Origin of the sequence: Neoalteromonas arenosi (assembly GCF_030362855.1) — a bacterium.
Taxonomy (GTDB): domain Bacteria; phylum Pseudomonadota; class Gammaproteobacteria; order Enterobacterales; family Alteromonadaceae; genus Alteromonas_E; species Alteromonas_E arenosi.
In genome coordinates, this window is record NZ_JAUCBP010000012.1 from 311,748 (window position 1) to 327,923 (window position 16,176).

A 16,176-nucleotide genomic window follows, 5' to 3' on the forward strand; every position below is an offset into this window, starting at 1 on the left:
GACAGAGTATGATAAACGAAATCCAAATTAATCCACCGGTAGCAACCTATCAGACTCCAAATGTTCTGAACGACCTTCGCCCAATCAACTTTATTTTCGGTGCGAATGGTACGGGGAAAACGACTATCAGTCGTGTCATTGCGGGAGAGGCGGGACACGATCACTGTCAGTTGCTATGGCAAGGCGGTAGTGAGCTTGAACGCATGGTGTATAACCGGGATTTTGTTGATCGCAATTTTAATCAAGATGGTCGTCTTCAAGGCGTTTTTACTTTGGGCGAGGATCAGGTTGAGGCAGAAAAGAAGATTGAAGAACTCAGGCCGAACATAGAAAAGGTATCTCGGGAGATCGCGAGCCTCAATAACCAGTTAGATGGTTCCGGTGAACTAAGAGGTGTACGTCAGGAACTGTCCGATCTTGATTCAGCATTACGAGAGAAGTGTTGGTTGCAAAAGCAACGTCACGATGACTATTTTCAGGTGGCTTTCATCGGAGTTCGAAATAATGCTGACAAATTCAAAGCCAGAGTCTTATCAGAGTATGAGGCCAATACGGCTGAACTCCTCTCATTGGATGAGCTAAAACGTAAAGCTCAGACCATTTTTTCAAATGACATTGAGCGAGTTGCTCCGCTACAGGCGATTGCTGCAGATGAACTCGTGGCGTTTGAGAGTAATGCATTATTACAAAAGGCGATAATTGGTAATCAGGATGTAGAAATTGCCGAACTTATCAAGCGCCTGGGTAACAGCGACTGGGTAAAGCAGGGGCGTAAGTATCACGAACAAGTGCCGGATACCTGCCCCTTCTGTCAGCAGTCAACGGATGAGCAGTTTGAGGAACAGCTCAACGCCTTTTTCAGCGAAGCCTATGACAATGATGTTCAATCATTGAAGGATTTACGGGCAAGATATCAGCAGTCGGGCGAACATTTATTAACGGTGTTAGAAGGTTGCCTTGAATCTCGCAATTCATTTTTAAATAGCGAGCTTTTTGAAGCAGACGTACAGGCTCTGTCGGGGAGGTTGAAAAGTAATCTCACCGTAATTGATAAAAAAATTACCGAGCCGAGCGGTAAGGTTGAACTGGACTCAATCGGACCACTGGTGGCCAAATTGCAAACAATGGTCGCTGAGGCCAATAAGTCAACGCATGATCATAATCAAACGGTAGACAACATTGCCAGCGAAAAACGAACGCTGACTGCACAGGTTTGGCGTTATGTGCTTAATGAGTTGTCAGGTGATTTAGAGCAGTACCACCAAAGTAAAGAACGTCTTCAACAAACGATTGGCGGCATGGAGCAAAGACTTCGAGAGAAGAATGAACTGCTTACTGGTTTGCAGAATCAAGTAAACGAATTAGAAAAGCAAACGACATCTATTCAACCAACCATTACAGCCATTAATGATCTGTTAAAGAAATTCGGATTCACATCCTTTTCAATAGGAGAAGTGGAAGACGGACGTCACTATCGGATAATCCGACCAAACGGTGAGGATGCGAGCCGTTCATTGAGTGAAGGTGAGAAGACCTTCATAACATTCTTGTACTTTTACTACTTGATCAAGGGCGCTCAATCCCCCTCAGGTATTACAACAAACCGGGTCGTTGTGTTTGATGACCCAATTTCCTCCCTAGACAGCGACGTGTTGTTTATTGTCAGTACGCTCATTAAAGAGGTTATGGAATTAGCTAGGAGTGGAGAGTCACAGATAAAACAGGTTTTCGTACTCACACACAACGTTTATTTCCATAAAGAAATCAGTTTCCATCAAAAACGAAGTGGCCGAGATGTTTTGAGCTCTGAATCCTTTTGGATGGTTAAGAAGTCTGAGGATGGGTCAATTGTGCAACGCTGCAATCAAAATCCTGTTAGCTCAGCATACGAACTACTGTGGGCTGACCTAAAACGACAAGATATTTCAAACGTCAGTTTACAAAACACGATGCGTCGCATTATCGAGACTTATTTCACCATGTGGGGAGGAATGGGTAAGGACAAAATCTGCGAAAAATTTGAGGGGCGAGACAAACAGCTATGTCACTCTCTTTTTTCTTGGGTTAACGATGGCTCGCACTCCATCCATGACGATATCTACGTGAGTCATGGTGAGCAGACTAACGAGGCATACTTGCGTGTATTTCACGAGATTTTTGTCAAAGCGGGGCAGAAGGGGCATTTCTCTATGATGATGGGTGAAAATGCTGTGGAAGTTGAACACAGCTAATTCGAAATTTGAGTCAAGAAAGCAACAGGTACAATGTGTATTTGAAGGAATAAGCAGTCAGGAGGGAGTATGTACAATATTGATGGTGTTTTAGGTGAGGGCAAAACGGTCAGCGGATTTATAATTTCGCTGTTGCACCAACGGGAACTGACCGAGCCCAATGGTTCCCCCTTGTTCACCTATCAGCTGAGTGCTGATGCTTATTCCAGACTACGTTCCCTCTTACAGGCAAGCCCTCCTAATTCAGCATCATTGAAAAACGCACATTGGTGCGCGGCATTTTGTTTGTTCGGAGCAGAATGGTACCGGCGCGAATACCAGTCTGCCTGGTCATGGTCAGGTATATTTCATGCGCTGGGTTTTGAGCTAGAACCTGGTCAGCGCGCTGATGCCGTGATTAAGGGCCTGGCTTATTGGAAGCGCCCTGTTAATCGCTATGAAAGCAATCGCAATGACTACCTTGGGTCACTGTTCAGTGAAGGCGGTCTGCCTTTCTCCTTACTGGCTGCAGAGGGGGGGCGCTTTCTGGCGTTATTCAGAAAGTTGCTGGTGGAGTTTGACCGGGCCAGGTCCTTTGGCGTCTCCCCCGTACCGCTGATTGAGCAGCAATTGCAGGGGATGCCTGATGCATTTCATTCAGATAGCACCGTCACTTTGTTGCACGATATGGTGAGTAACCTTTACGCCCTGATTGATACATACAGTTTAGAGGAGCAAAGTGCGCCAGCAGAGCATCTCGATTCAGTGGTGAAAAATTGGCGAGTTAGCTTTCCCATCCCTCTGGATACGGAAACAGGTGATAAATTTTTATCAGGCTTACTTTATTCCGCGGCGGCTCGCCGTAAAGATAAGAAGCGTGAACTGCAGCGTTTAAAGCTTTGCCAATGGCTAAGCAATTCCAGCGAATTGTCGTTTGCAGCAAGTATTCACATCAGTAAGCAATTTACTATTCCACTGACCCGAAAAGACCTATCAGCACCTATTGTCGAAGTGTTGGTGTTTGAAGGAAAAACACAAATCGCCGATTTTGGGATGGCCCGGGCAGAGATAAGCGACAACGGCATTACGCTGCAGATGCGTAAAACGGAAGTATTCGTTCGGCGAGATCACCATGAGGTGCCACTTTCTATCGTCGTCATGCAGTCGGGGAGAGTCAGTTATATTGAAGAAATTCCAGCATCCACATTGTCACTTAATGATATGCCCGTGCTCCTTGCAAAGCAAAATGACAAATATGAGGTGGTAGGTTGTGGCAGTGTAAGTCAGAAAGCCGAAAGCCTGGTGGTACTGTTCCCCGAGGATGCTCACGTCGATAGTACAGACGCCACATTAATCGACGACGTGCAGTTCCAGAGCCATCGTCGGGTTGGGTTTTCGGGTGAGCTTGTTATTTGCTACTCCAGCGCAGAAGACAACGACACTTATCACCTATCCAACAAAGAAGACAGTTACAGCAAAGAAAGCCTGGAGATAAAAGGCGAGCAAGTAGAGTTTCCCAGTCAAGGGGGCTATCCGGTATACAAAGGCGTTCCGCGCACTACCTGTCATTATCCTGAAGCTCGAGTTTTCATCGGTGACAACGAGGTGGGAAGCGCAGCCCACTCGGCCGAACTTTATGGACGACAAGTTTTACGGGTAAAGGCCCAGGGAAAAACGCTTTACCGGCGAAAGATCGCGATTCTGCCGAATGATTTTGAGATTGAATTGCAGCCAGGACAAAACCCGAATACCGGCAAAATGTCAATTACGAGTGAAAAAGCCTTTATTTACAACGTTGACTCTGAACTTGATACCAAGACACTGTCAGAGAACGGTACTAAACATATAGTACTGAGTTCTCGCGGCATTCCACCTGTCCACATTGGATTGCAGGTACAGGCCAACTTACTGGCAGAGCCTATTTCTCTTGTCATTCCATTTCCCTGCCGTGGCGCGCTGGTATTTGATGCAAATGGAAAAGTACTGCCTCGTCATTGTGCCATTAAAGATTTGTTGGGTGTTCGCGCTGTGTTGTTTAAAGCGCCTAATAAGCCGAGAACGGAATTTGATATAGAGCTCAAAGCGCCAACGTCGTCCAAGGATAATCCATCCTATGTGTTTCATTACGATGTTCAAAAAAGCGCAGAGGAAGTGAGCCTGTTTGAGTTGCGAGACAAAATTAAGGAACTGCTGGCCACTGCTCAAAATAATGAACTTGATGAAGTAGTAAGAATGGTCATTAACAGTCAGGGGACTGTACTCAAACAATACACCGTCGGCTGGAATGCTGCATCAGGGAAGGTCGCTTTTGACACTTTGATGTTCAGTAGTGATGAGGTGAGGGATTTCTCTGAGCTAAAGCTTGAGTTAATTAACCTGGCAGACCCAAATGAAAAGCCAGAAGTACTGACTCAGAGGTTATCAAACGGTGTGCCAACAGGTGTGTTTGAGTTGCCGCAACGTCGCGTCACACCGAAGCTTGCTGTTCCCCAAAAAGCATCGGCGGTTTCCTTCAGGGCTATATTTGTTCCGCCTACCGAGTCTGCGGTGTTATCAGGAGAAGTTCGTTCTCTGGAAAAGGCTGCGCAGCATTATCACCCTGTTCACAATACTGATGCTTTTACGTCTGTATTGGATGCTATGGCAACTAACCTTGAGCATTCAGGCTGGCGATACCTCGATAAATTGCTTGAGAGTTACGGGCATCTACCCCTTGCCACTTTTGAAGCCTGGAAGGCGCTAGCAAAGCATAAAGGTTGTTTAGCGCTTCTGCCGTTTGCTACCAAACAAGCAGTTGAAACAGTGTTAGAGCTGTTACAAACACAATGCAATGTTGTCTGGGAGTTAATACCGCTGCGTTATTGGCGTGAAGCCATCGAGCGCTACCGTGTGTATCTGGAGAACTTGGGCTTCCCTGAGCCATTAGTAGCAAAATATTCGCAGGATAAAACAGTTGCGATAACCGGCTTTATGTCATTGCCGGAGTTGTTCTCAGTCGATAGCAAAAACAAGGCTATGTACCCCATTTTAATTAACACCTGGAAAGATGATCTGTTGCGCCATAGTGCCGACGTGAAAGTCCGCTGGCCGCAGCATTACGGAACTGAACTACAACGAGCTGTTTTAACAAACTTCAGAGAATTGGCATCGTTTGACGTGCCACACGAGTTTCAAAGCGCCGTTATGTATTTCCCGATAATGGCTGCGGCAGTCGTTATGGGTAAAGCCGACTGGAAAGAGCATCTCGGTTCTAACCACGTGAACTATTTTCTGCTGCGTCAGCTTTTGGAGTTTGACCGCGACTGGTTTAACCCTGTATTTCAATGTGCGCTAAGTTTCTTTGAGGAGTAATGATAATGAAAGGATTTTTTTCGACATTAAAGAGGCAAGCGAATTCCCGAGCTAAGGAAGCGACTCTCAGCGTTCTGGGTATAAATAAACCAGGACTGCGAAATCATCTTAGCGCCAAAATGGAAGGCGATGAGGCGTTCGTTCACGGACCGGTATTCGAACAAATGTTTGCCTGGGAGCGTGATCTCTCCTCTTCGATGGAGGAACTCTCTGATCAGGGCTTACTATCCAAGGCCGTTATCGATGCGCTGGATGCAAAAAATAATGACCGTTACCGTTTTAACAGAGAATGGTATCCGTTCAAGCATCAGCACAAGGCTTGGAAAGACTTACTAGCACCAAAGGCACAGTCCAGGATCATTACCAGTGGAACGGGTTCAGGTAAAACCGAATGCTTTATGATACCGGTACTGGAAGACCTATATCGTGAGTCTATCGAGGCTAAGGCCCAATTATCCGGGGTGAGAGCATTATTTTTATATCCATTGAATGCCCTGATTAACTCGCAACGAGAGCGGCTCAATGCCTGGACAAAGCACTTCGATGGCGATATTCGTTTTTGTCTGTTTAACGGTAAAACACCGGAGTACCTGGAAAGTAAAGAACGACAACGTCAAAAAGCCAATCCTCAGGAAGTGATGAGTCGTGAGGGACTTCGTGAAGATCCGGCGCAGATTCTCGTCACCAATGGCACTATGCTGGAATACATGCTCATCCGGCAGGCGGATGCACCTATTATTGAACAGTCAAAAGGAAAACTTCGCTGGATAGTGCTGGATGAGGCCCACACGTATGTGGGCTCGCAGGCTGCCGAGCTGGCTCTGCAATTACGGCGTGTAATGCAGGCATTTGAGGTGAAACCAGAGAATATCCGGTTCGTCGCTACTTCCGCAACTATCGCGGGGGAGGAAGCGGAAAACAGCCTGAAACGCTATTTAGCAAACCTCGCGAATATCTCAGAGGATCAGGTTGATGTAATTGGTGGTCGCAGACGAGTGCCACAACTCACGCCGGCGGCATCAGAAAGTCTCACCCTGAATGAGATTGAGGCGATTGAGCCAGAAGGTGAGACTCCTGATTCAAAAAAAGAGAAACGAGAACCGGCAGTATCTCAAAAACGCTTTAATGCGTTGGTCAACAATACAATTGCAATGTCTTTGAGAGCGTTGCTTACTAAACAAAACTCCCCGCCAAAAACAATCGAAGAGTTAAAGCGTGGACTGTCTGAATTCAACTTAACGGAAAATGAGATATATCGTTGGTTGGACGTGTGTACGAATACCCGGCCCTCTTATAACGGTCAGGATGAGGCGTTTCTTAAACTGCGCGCGCACTATTTTCAGCGGACACTGGATGGGATATGGGCATGTATCGATAAGCAGTGTTCTCACAAAGCCAATACTCCTCTGGATGAACAATGGCCTTTTGGGACCGTTTATTCAACTCACCGTGTTAATTGTGAATGCGGTGCACCGGTATTGGAACTTGCATTCTGTGATGAGTGTAACGAGCCCCACCTGCTCGGGGCATATGATACCAACTCCATGCTACAACAGTGGGTAAATCGTCAGGAAGATGAGTTTTCTCTTACAGAGGGAGAGAGGGAATTAGACCCCGATGATGCTATTGATGAATCTGGCTCTGATAACGACAATACGACCAGAACGTCGCAGCCAGTCGTATTTAGCAATAACGTGAGCGAGGCTCATAATTATCACCCAACCTCCTTTGACAAAACAGGGAAGATGGCATTTGGCGACGGAGACATAAACCTTGCGGCTAATGAAGAGCAGCTCCAGGAGTGCGCAGATTGCGGCCATACCGGGCGCGGGCAGAATGGTAGAGCATTCAGGCGATGTTTACTTGGTGCTCCTTTCTATGCAACCAACGCAGTTCCAACCGTATTGGAATATTGCCCGGACTTTGAACGCGACGAGAAAGAAAAAAACAAAGAAGGCCCTAATTCTCTACCAGGGCGTGGTCGTAGGCTCATCACCTTTACCGACAGCCGGCAAGGCACCGCTAAAATTTCAGTTAGTATGCAGCAAGAGGCTGAGCGTTCACATTTCAGAGGGGTATTGGTTCGGGAACTGCGGAAGTCCCTTGAGTCAAAAATGGATTTGGCACCCGAGCTTCTTGAAAAAGTGAAAGCTTATCAGTCGATGCCGCTTGAGAAGATGAAAGAGCTATTACCAGTGATTGCACAGGTTAACACTGGCGACGCTGAAGCATTGAAAACATACATATCAGCGTTAGAAGGTGGCTCTCAAAGTAAAGTGCAGCCCAAGCCAATGCAATGGTTAGAGCTTACTGGAATCGTAAAGAGCGATAACGATATCGCTCACTCAATGACGATTGAGAACCGGTACCTGGATCCAGAAGTGTTTGAGCGTTCTGATGCTACAAAACTCTCTGAAATGCTGCTGACACGTGAAATCGCAAGACGTCCCAAGTTTCGAAACAACATCGAGACACAGGGGCTTATAAAGCTTGTTTATCCTGGGATTGAAGCTATCGATAAAACTCCGGAATTCTGGGCCGAGCACAAACTGTCGCTTAGAGACTGGAAAGACTACCTCAAAGTTTGCATGGATTTTTTCGTCAGAGAAAATACCTATGTAGCAGTCAATGACGAGTGGTCTCGCTGGATAGGCATGCACTTTTATCCCAAGTTTTTGATCGATCCCGACTCTAAGGATGAAGACGAAAACAGAATTAAAAAATGGCCGCTCGTTAAAACGGGTAACAAGCGACAGCAAAGAATTATCACTTTATTGGCAAAGGCTGCTGGCTTTGAAAAATTAGAAGCAAGGGAAGAAAGCATCCTCAACACCTGGTTGAAAGCGGCATGGAAAGCTCTTGTTGATACGCGCACGCTTTCAGAGGTATCGAATAAGCAATTTCAGTTGCGATTAAACACAGTGCAGTTTTCACTTATGTCGGAAGCTTTCATCTGTCCGATAACAAATAAGCTTCTTGATACAACATTTAAAGGTGTAACGCCCTATATCCCCTGGAACAAGGACGCGAAAGATTACGTTTGTGAAAAAGTAACGCTTCCCTCTATCTGGGAGTTCAACACGGGCACGAATGTCTCTACTTTCATTGATGAAGTTAGGGAAAAAGTCGCGAATGACGACAGAGTGGCCGTGTTAAGAGAGCAAAATCTCTGGACTGACATCAATGATCGGGCCGTCGAAGGTGGCTTTTATTACACCAACGCCGAGCATTCTGCACAGCAGTCCTCAGAGAATCTTGAGCGCTATGAGGAAGAGTTTAAAGAGGGCCGCAAAAATGTGCTGAATTGCTCTACAACGATGGAGATGGGGGTTGATATTGGTGGGATATCGGCTGTGGTCATGAACAACGTTCCCCCTCACCCGGCTAATTATCTTCAGCGCGCAGGCCGGGCAGGTCGTTCAAGCGAGGCTCGGGCAATCGGGTATACCATTTGTAAAAATAACCCTCACGATCAGTTTGTATTTAATCAGCCCAAATGGCCATTTATTACGGAGATCCCGGCTCCTACAGTCACCTTTAGCTCTTCAAAGCTGGTGCAACGGCATGTGAATGCGTTTTTACTCGGTAAATTCTTACGAGAAAAAATAGGTCTCACTCAAAAGGAAAGATTGTTCTTAAGCCTGGAATGGTTCTACCTAAAACAAGATGCGCAGCAAGCGATTTATGAACGTTTTATTGATTGGTTGAGCGCTAACAGCGCAAATATGAAGCATGAATTGGATGTGCTTGTACGTGGTACGTCATTGTCATCTTGTTCACAGATCAAGCTGTGCGATGAAGCAAAGCAGAAGGTTGTGACGTTAGCTGAACGCTGGCGAAGCGAATATCAGTATATTCAGGATGAACTAAATGCGACTGATTCTGAGTTCTACAAACACAAGCTTGAAAAAGATTTGCGTTGCTTGTCTCGAGAGTATTTGTTGCGGGACTTAGCAACAAGGGGCTTTTTGCCTGGTTATGGTTTCCCCACCGACGTGGTTAACCTATCTGTGTATTCACTGACCGACTTCTTGCGTGAAAAAGAAAATGAGCGCAAGAAAGATATAAACGAATCCAGAGATGACAACGTGTCATTGAGCCGTGGAATGCCCAGCAGAAACCTTGCCGTTGCCATTCGAGAATTTGCACCTGGAACTGAATTGGTTCTTGATGGCAGGGTGCACAGGTCAGCCGGAATTACGTTGAATTGGCAAAACGTTCATGTGGAAGGCGCAAAGGACGCTCAGAAGTTTGATATTGCCTGGAAGTGTGACAGTTGTGGGCAAACGGGATACGAGACTGAGCTTAACAAGCAAAGCGGCCTCGTTTGTACTAATCCTAAGTGTGGAAAGGCAATAAAGGTTAAGCATCAGCGTAATGTTATCGAGCCTACTGGATTTGTGGTGGATTTCTATCATCCACCGTCCAATAACATCGCGCACACACAATTTGTGCCAGTTGAAAAACCGTGGGTCATGGGAAAAAGTGAGCATATCCCGCTACCAAACCCTGAAGTTGGTCATATGGTGGCAGATAGCGAAGGGCACGTTTTTCATCACTGTTCTGGTGTAAATGGTACTGGGTATGGAATTTGTCTGGGCTGTGGCAGGGCCGAATCGATGACGTTATCAGAAGAGCTGCCTCTATCTCTCTCGTACGATAAGCCGCATAGGCCTCCAATGCCTAACCGCTTTCAACGTAACGCTGATGATAAACCCGAGTGTGACGCTTCAGGAAAAATATTAGAGGGGATTCATCTTGGTTACAACACAACGACAGACGTCTTCGAGCTATTACTGCGTAACCCAGAGTCTAAAGCTTGTTTGCACGACAAAACGACTGCTACAACTATCGCGGTTGCACTACGGAAAGCCCTGGTTGACCAACTCGGTATTTCTGTCAGTGAGGTAGGTTATAGCACTCGACCAGCATTGGTTGACGGTGGAGCTCATGCTGAAGTCGTTCAACTTTTCGATATAGTTAGTGGTGGTGCGGGTTTTGCCACCTCGGCAAAGCACGTCATTAAGTCACTTTTGGAATCAATGTTTGAAGTACTTTCCTGTAACGACGACTGTGAAAAGTATTGTCATTCGTGTTTGTTAGAAAACGACTCTCGTCATGATATTGACCGATTAGACCGAAAGCAGGCACTGACCTGGTTACAGGAAAATATTCAGAATCATCTAAGTCTGCCAAGTCAGGTTAATGAGTTACTTGGACGAAATTGTTCTGTTTCTTATGTGGCTAGCACGCTTCAGGAAAAACTCAGTGAGGTGGCGAGGTCCAAACCAGATACTTTGAGATTTGTTTTCTCTGGGCAAGTGTCTGACTGGGATACGGCTACAGGTCCTTTCAAAGCGAGGTTCCATAGTTTACTGAGCGATGAAATTAACGTTCAGGTTATTGTACCCAATAAAGAGCTCGGTAAAGAGGTAACCCGGTTCCTGTCAGAGTTGAGTAGAATAGGCGTTGAAATAATAACAGCTGATGTTGAACACAACGTTGTATTTCAGGTGACCAAAGACAGCCATTGTCTGACCATTGCAAATATTGACGAGCGAGCCACATTACCGGGTGAACATTGGCTTGTGAGCGAACAAATTTCGGTGGAGTCTGACTGCTACCCTCGAATCGAAGGACAAAAAGTCGAGCTTGAGCCACCACAAAAAATCGGTGCACAGGAAATTCCTGCGCTGAAAGAGTTAAATGGATCATTGGTGGGCTTAGGAAACCGGCTTATTCACTTCTGGAGCGAGAAAGAGTCGCGACTTAAAGATGAATTATCCAGTACGCCTTTGGAAAAAGTTGTTTATACCGATCGCTATTTACAAAGTCCATCAAGCCTGTTGATGTTAAGTGAGCTGCTTTCGACGCTTGCAAAGGATCAGAAACTCAGCATTGAAGTTAACACCTGTTTTGATGTGAACGACAGAGCGAGAGAAGGCTTTGCCATTCACCACGACTGGGTTTACGAGGATGATTACGAAACCATTTTTACCGGTTGGCTATCTCACGCTTGCTCTCAGGATGTTCAGGTAAACATGGCAGAGAAAGCTGAGATCCCTCACAGACGGACACTGGTTTTATATTTTCAGAACGGCAAAGTGATCACGATAGTGCTAGATCAGGGGTTGGGATACTGGAAACTCTACCTCGACAGAGGGCTCCATAATTTTGACTTTCGTCGTAGTGTAAACGAACAGGTTACGCGCCTTGGAGAGGCTTATGGACGCGCTAAAGTATACAACAGTGCAGATTGGCAGACGTGGTTTACTATTAACGTGGCAACAGATAATACCTAAACGGAATACAAAACATGTAGGTTTGGGAATCAGATTTGTGCAATGGTTTTGACATGAAAAAAATTGTTGATATTCGCTATGCTTTGAATGAAATACATGATGTGTGGGTTATTACATCACCAGATAACTCGGCAGTTGGTGAGGCACATGGGATCAAAACGTTATGGGACATCGATGTACCCAATTCTGAATTATCTACTTCAAAGTTAAATGACATTTACGAGAATGAACTTGATAGTTCAGATAGACAAAGAAAAGAACTTGATGAAGTGTTTGAGTATGCAGCTGAAATTGATAGTGAGCTGATAAATAATGTCATGGGCGGCAACGCTGGTCGAGACATCAAAAAAAGTGTTCTTCAAAATGGGGTAGATGCTCTCGCTTATTACGTGCCATTCCATGTTAGAGGCGGTCAGTGGGGGATTTATATTCCGTTATCATCGATTGCATTTATGATATCTCAGGTGTTTCACAAGGTTGATGCACCGCCGATTGATATAATGAGAATGTCAGTTAGGGCTTTACATCAGCATGAACTATTTCATTTCGCAGTAGAGTATGCGCTAGCTCAGTGTGAAGTTATCCATAGACGCCCAATATATAAAAACCTTAACTCATTAAATAACCCTGGAGTTGGGTACCGGCTTGTCGAAGAACAGTTGGCAAATGCTAGTATGATTAGAAGCTTTTGGGGACGAAGAGTCAGAGGAAAAACTCAAGCACTTCGCGGGTTTGTAAGGTCACAACCTGCTGGTTATAAAGATGCTGAAGCCATTACGGCTCGTGTTCGTTTTGAAGAAACTGCATCAGACTATATTAGCCAATGTTTCGAACGACTGACCGATTCCTATGTGATCGGTGGATTAGATGGTTTTAATTTACTGCCACCACAGCCAATTGATTGGCGTTATTGCCCGGTTCACTTAATCAATGATAATAATAGGATTGGAATAGATCCGACCTTAATAGACTTATTCGTATCAGTTTCAAAGGTTAACGAAACCGCAAATTTTAGAAAACAACTCAGTAAACTCGGGGCGCGGGTTCGCAGTGCATGGAATAAAACAAAGACATTGATGGCCCAAGATACCACTTTAAAAGGCCTAGACTTTAAACAGTGGGAGCGCAAACCTGAGGGGCCGGTGTACTCAGTAAGAGTAACAAAGGGATTCAGAGCGCATATCCAATACCACCGTGATGCGAGAGAGTGGACTTGTTTGGGGATAGGAAGTCATGAAAATATGGGGCATGGCTGAAAAAGAGAGTATTTTCAAAAGTCGTAATAAACTCACCGGTACACTTCAACGTACTCTTTAGTTGTGAAGGTAATTGTTAATGTAAATGACCGCTAACTTGGCATCTTATGGTTTGTCTGAGAGTTTTTATTTTGCGAGTGCTTGGACCTACCGATTATGAGTCGGATGCTCTAACCAACTGAGCTATCGGGCCATTGAGAGGATGCTTGAATCAAGCGCTGCGCAGTATAAGCAGTTTTAATCGCCTTGTCATCTGTTCTGTGCACGGCAGGAATTCAGCTGTGCATAAATTAAACAAAAGCCAAGGCTTTGCATTGTTTAGGTGTTAGTAAACTGCTTCCTACGTCTAATAACGATGAATGCTAGGGCCACTATTCCTGGCCAGTATAAACTGCCGCCTGAACCTGAATCACTTCCAGCCGGTGGAGTAGTGGCAGTTGGAGCAGTCACTCTTACCACAACAGAATCAGTGGCCAGTACACCGAAGTCATCAGTCACCTGCAATTCAAAGGTTAGCGTGCCAGCAGTATCCGGTGCCGTAAAAGACGGTGTGAGTGTGTCAGCATTATTGAGTGTCACAGCCGTACCTACGGTTTGTTCCCAGTTGATCACTAGCTCACCACCTTCAGGATCGGATGCAGTACCGCTTAAACTCAGTGTTTGTCGCGTACCCGCAGCGATTTCATCACCGGCATCAACGAGCGGTGCGCTGTTATTTTCATCATCGCGAATGGTCACGGTGAGCGTTGTAACACTGCTTAAGATACTGGTATCACTGCTGGAGAGGTTAATCGTGAAGCTTTCCGTACTTTCAGATTCACCGTCGTCGAGGATGTCGACTTCGATAGTTTTGTCTTCAGTGTCGCCATCCGCCCAATTCAGAGTACCGCTAGTGGCGGTAAAGTCGCTCCCAGCGGCAGCCTCACCGGCGGTGACATCGTAGTTAACAGCGATGGCTGTATCAGAGCCACCATTGCGAGCAACATTAAATGAAACTGTGCCTTGGTTCTCTCTGATACTCTGTGCATCCTGCTCAAAACCGATGACGCCACGCACTGCACCGGCACCATTTATGGTCACAAAAGCCGTATTTCGGGTAAGTAGTTGGCCACCACGTGGATTGCTCAGTCGCACAAAAAACAGCTCGTTAGGTTCTTCAGTACTGTCGAGATCAAGACTCACCGTAATCGTTTTACTCCCCACTTCACCGGTAGCCCAATTAAGCGTGCCACGCGTACCCTCGAAATCACTGTCTCGCGCTGAGCCAGTAATAAAGTGATAATCAACACTAATAGCATCCGTACCTTGACGATTGACCGTGATAGATACTTCACTACCTTCATCACCGGCGTACTGTGCATCAGAGAACTGTACGGCTGTATCTGCACTGCTTATGGTTTCGTCTTTTAAGATGTACAAGCCGCCTTGAATGTCGCTGACTAAAATATTGCCACTTGGAAGATAAGGATAAACACCCCAAGCGCCGTTAAATGAGGCGTTATTTGACGAGCCATACGTGTCGAAATAACCAGCTTGTGATGGGGCAGTAGGGGCACTGATGTCCAATATGGTGAGACCGCGTTCGTAGTTGGACATGTAATAGCGGCTGCCTCTGGTAAAGCCGTTATGGTCTATCGCACGTGTTGGACCAACCCACGACTGAACCAGTTGCGGTGAATTGAGATCACTAATATCAAAGAAGTGAACCGTTGTGTTTAGACCGCGGCGCTGCTCGTCTAGTTCATCGTGTAAAATTACGTATTGCTTGTCTTCACTCCACCAGCCTGAATGCACATATTCTGCGTTAGGATAGCTTTCACTGCCAAGTTCAGTGGCAGAGCGCGATGATGTGTGATCCCATAAGCGCAGCTCATTTTCGTTAAAGTCTAGCATCACATTACACACGCCATCTTGTGTATGCACACAATCGCGATCGGCCCGCGTATCATCAATTAGCACTGACGAAGCATCATGGGTATAGTCGTTGCGAGTCGCGCCGGCTAAATCATAGATTGAGTTCGGCGAAGTCGCATTGCGCAGCTCAAACGTCCGCCATGAACCGCCGTTGTTCTCGCTGCCGGTGATATGTAACCACGCTGAACGATTCGGTAACACCGTGTTAGTCGTGTAATCAACGTTACTGATGTAGACATTGTGCGCGCGTGTGTCCTCGGTTGTGCGCGTTACTAACTCAATACTGTTAGGTAAACCGGATAAATCGATAATGGTTAAGCCTTCAGTAACACTATCGGCACCGGCATATGCGTAGGCTTTCCAGCGCTGCTCATTACTCGAGTAATATTGATAAACTTTAATGTCACGCCAAGTCGTTGATTGACCATTAACCGAGCCTACAACCTCAGGATTTTCAGGATCGGTAACATTTATCACGGCGATACCTCGTCGCAAGCCAATAATCGCGTATTCATCCATCGTATTGAGGTCAACGTGGCCCCAAATATCATTCGCTGAACTACTGTTAGTTGGCATTGCGCCCAGCGGTACCCGACCCAACAAAGATACGCCATCACATTCGAAACCCGCTGAATTGCCCGCCTCACAGGGCGAAGCTGCCTGGGCAGTCTGCATTAATTCAATCGCCTCAAGGCTCAATTGCAAAGCTCCCTGATCGATGCCTTTGCTATCTACGATTACGTCAAAGCCTTTACTGTAGAGGGTATCTGCGTATTGCAGCGGTACTCCTACCAAAACCGAACGAAATAGACTGGGTTGTTGTACTTGATAGTTGTCAACCGTATTAAAACCGCCGAGAACCGGTTGCATATCAGATATTAGGTACAACAGGTCCTGTTCATCCGCAATTTGATATTCACCCTCTGCTACTAAAATAGTATCGCCTTTATTGGCTTGCTGGACGGCATATGCAATGGTTTTACAAGGCCGGAAGCGATTGTTGCAAGTGCCAACATCTTCACCACTTGCAGCAACAAAACGCGCTTTTTCTTTTTCGCTATGCGCCAGACTGACTTGACTGAACAGCACAGCTGTCAGCATGATAAATAGAGGAGCGCACTTACGGCGTTTTAAAAATTGCAT

5 protein-coding genes are annotated in these 16,176 nt (G+C 46.0%); 4 read left to right on the top strand and 1 reads right to left on the bottom strand.

Features of this window, described 5'->3' with window-relative positions; genetic code table 11:
- Positions 1-8: 8 nt before the first annotated feature.
- The 4 genes from QTP81_RS15060 to QTP81_RS15075 all read left to right on the top strand — a co-directional run bounded on the left by QTP81_RS15060 (position 9) and on the right by QTP81_RS15075 (position 13,119).
- A complete protein-coding gene (locus QTP81_RS15060; RefSeq protein ID WP_289366613.1) occupies positions 9-2,231 on the top strand; it encodes an AAA family ATPase in 2,223 nt (740 codons plus the stop codon).
- A gap of 69 nt (positions 2,232-2,300) precedes the next feature.
- Complete coding sequence (locus tag QTP81_RS15065; protein WP_289366614.1) at positions 2,301-5,561, top strand: STY4851/ECs_5259 family protein; 3,261 nt, start codon at positions 2,301-2,303, stop codon at positions 5,559-5,561.
- 5 nt (positions 5,562-5,566) lie between these two features.
- Positions 5,567-11,863, top strand: a complete 6,297-nt coding sequence (locus tag QTP81_RS15070) for a DEAD/DEAH box helicase (RefSeq protein WP_289366615.1) — start codon at positions 5,567-5,569, stop codon at positions 11,861-11,863.
- Between the two features lie 53 nt (positions 11,864-11,916).
- Complete coding sequence (locus QTP81_RS15075; RefSeq protein WP_289366616.1) at positions 11,917-13,119, top strand: hypothetical protein; 1,203 nt, start codon at positions 11,917-11,919, stop codon at positions 13,117-13,119.
- Between the two features lie 318 nt (positions 13,120-13,437).
- Here QTP81_RS15075 and QTP81_RS15080 read toward each other — a convergent pair whose 3' ends face one another.
- Positions 13,438-16,176, bottom strand: a complete 2,739-nt coding sequence (locus QTP81_RS15080; protein ID WP_289366618.1) for a choice-of-anchor B family protein — start codon at positions 16,174-16,176, stop codon at positions 13,438-13,440.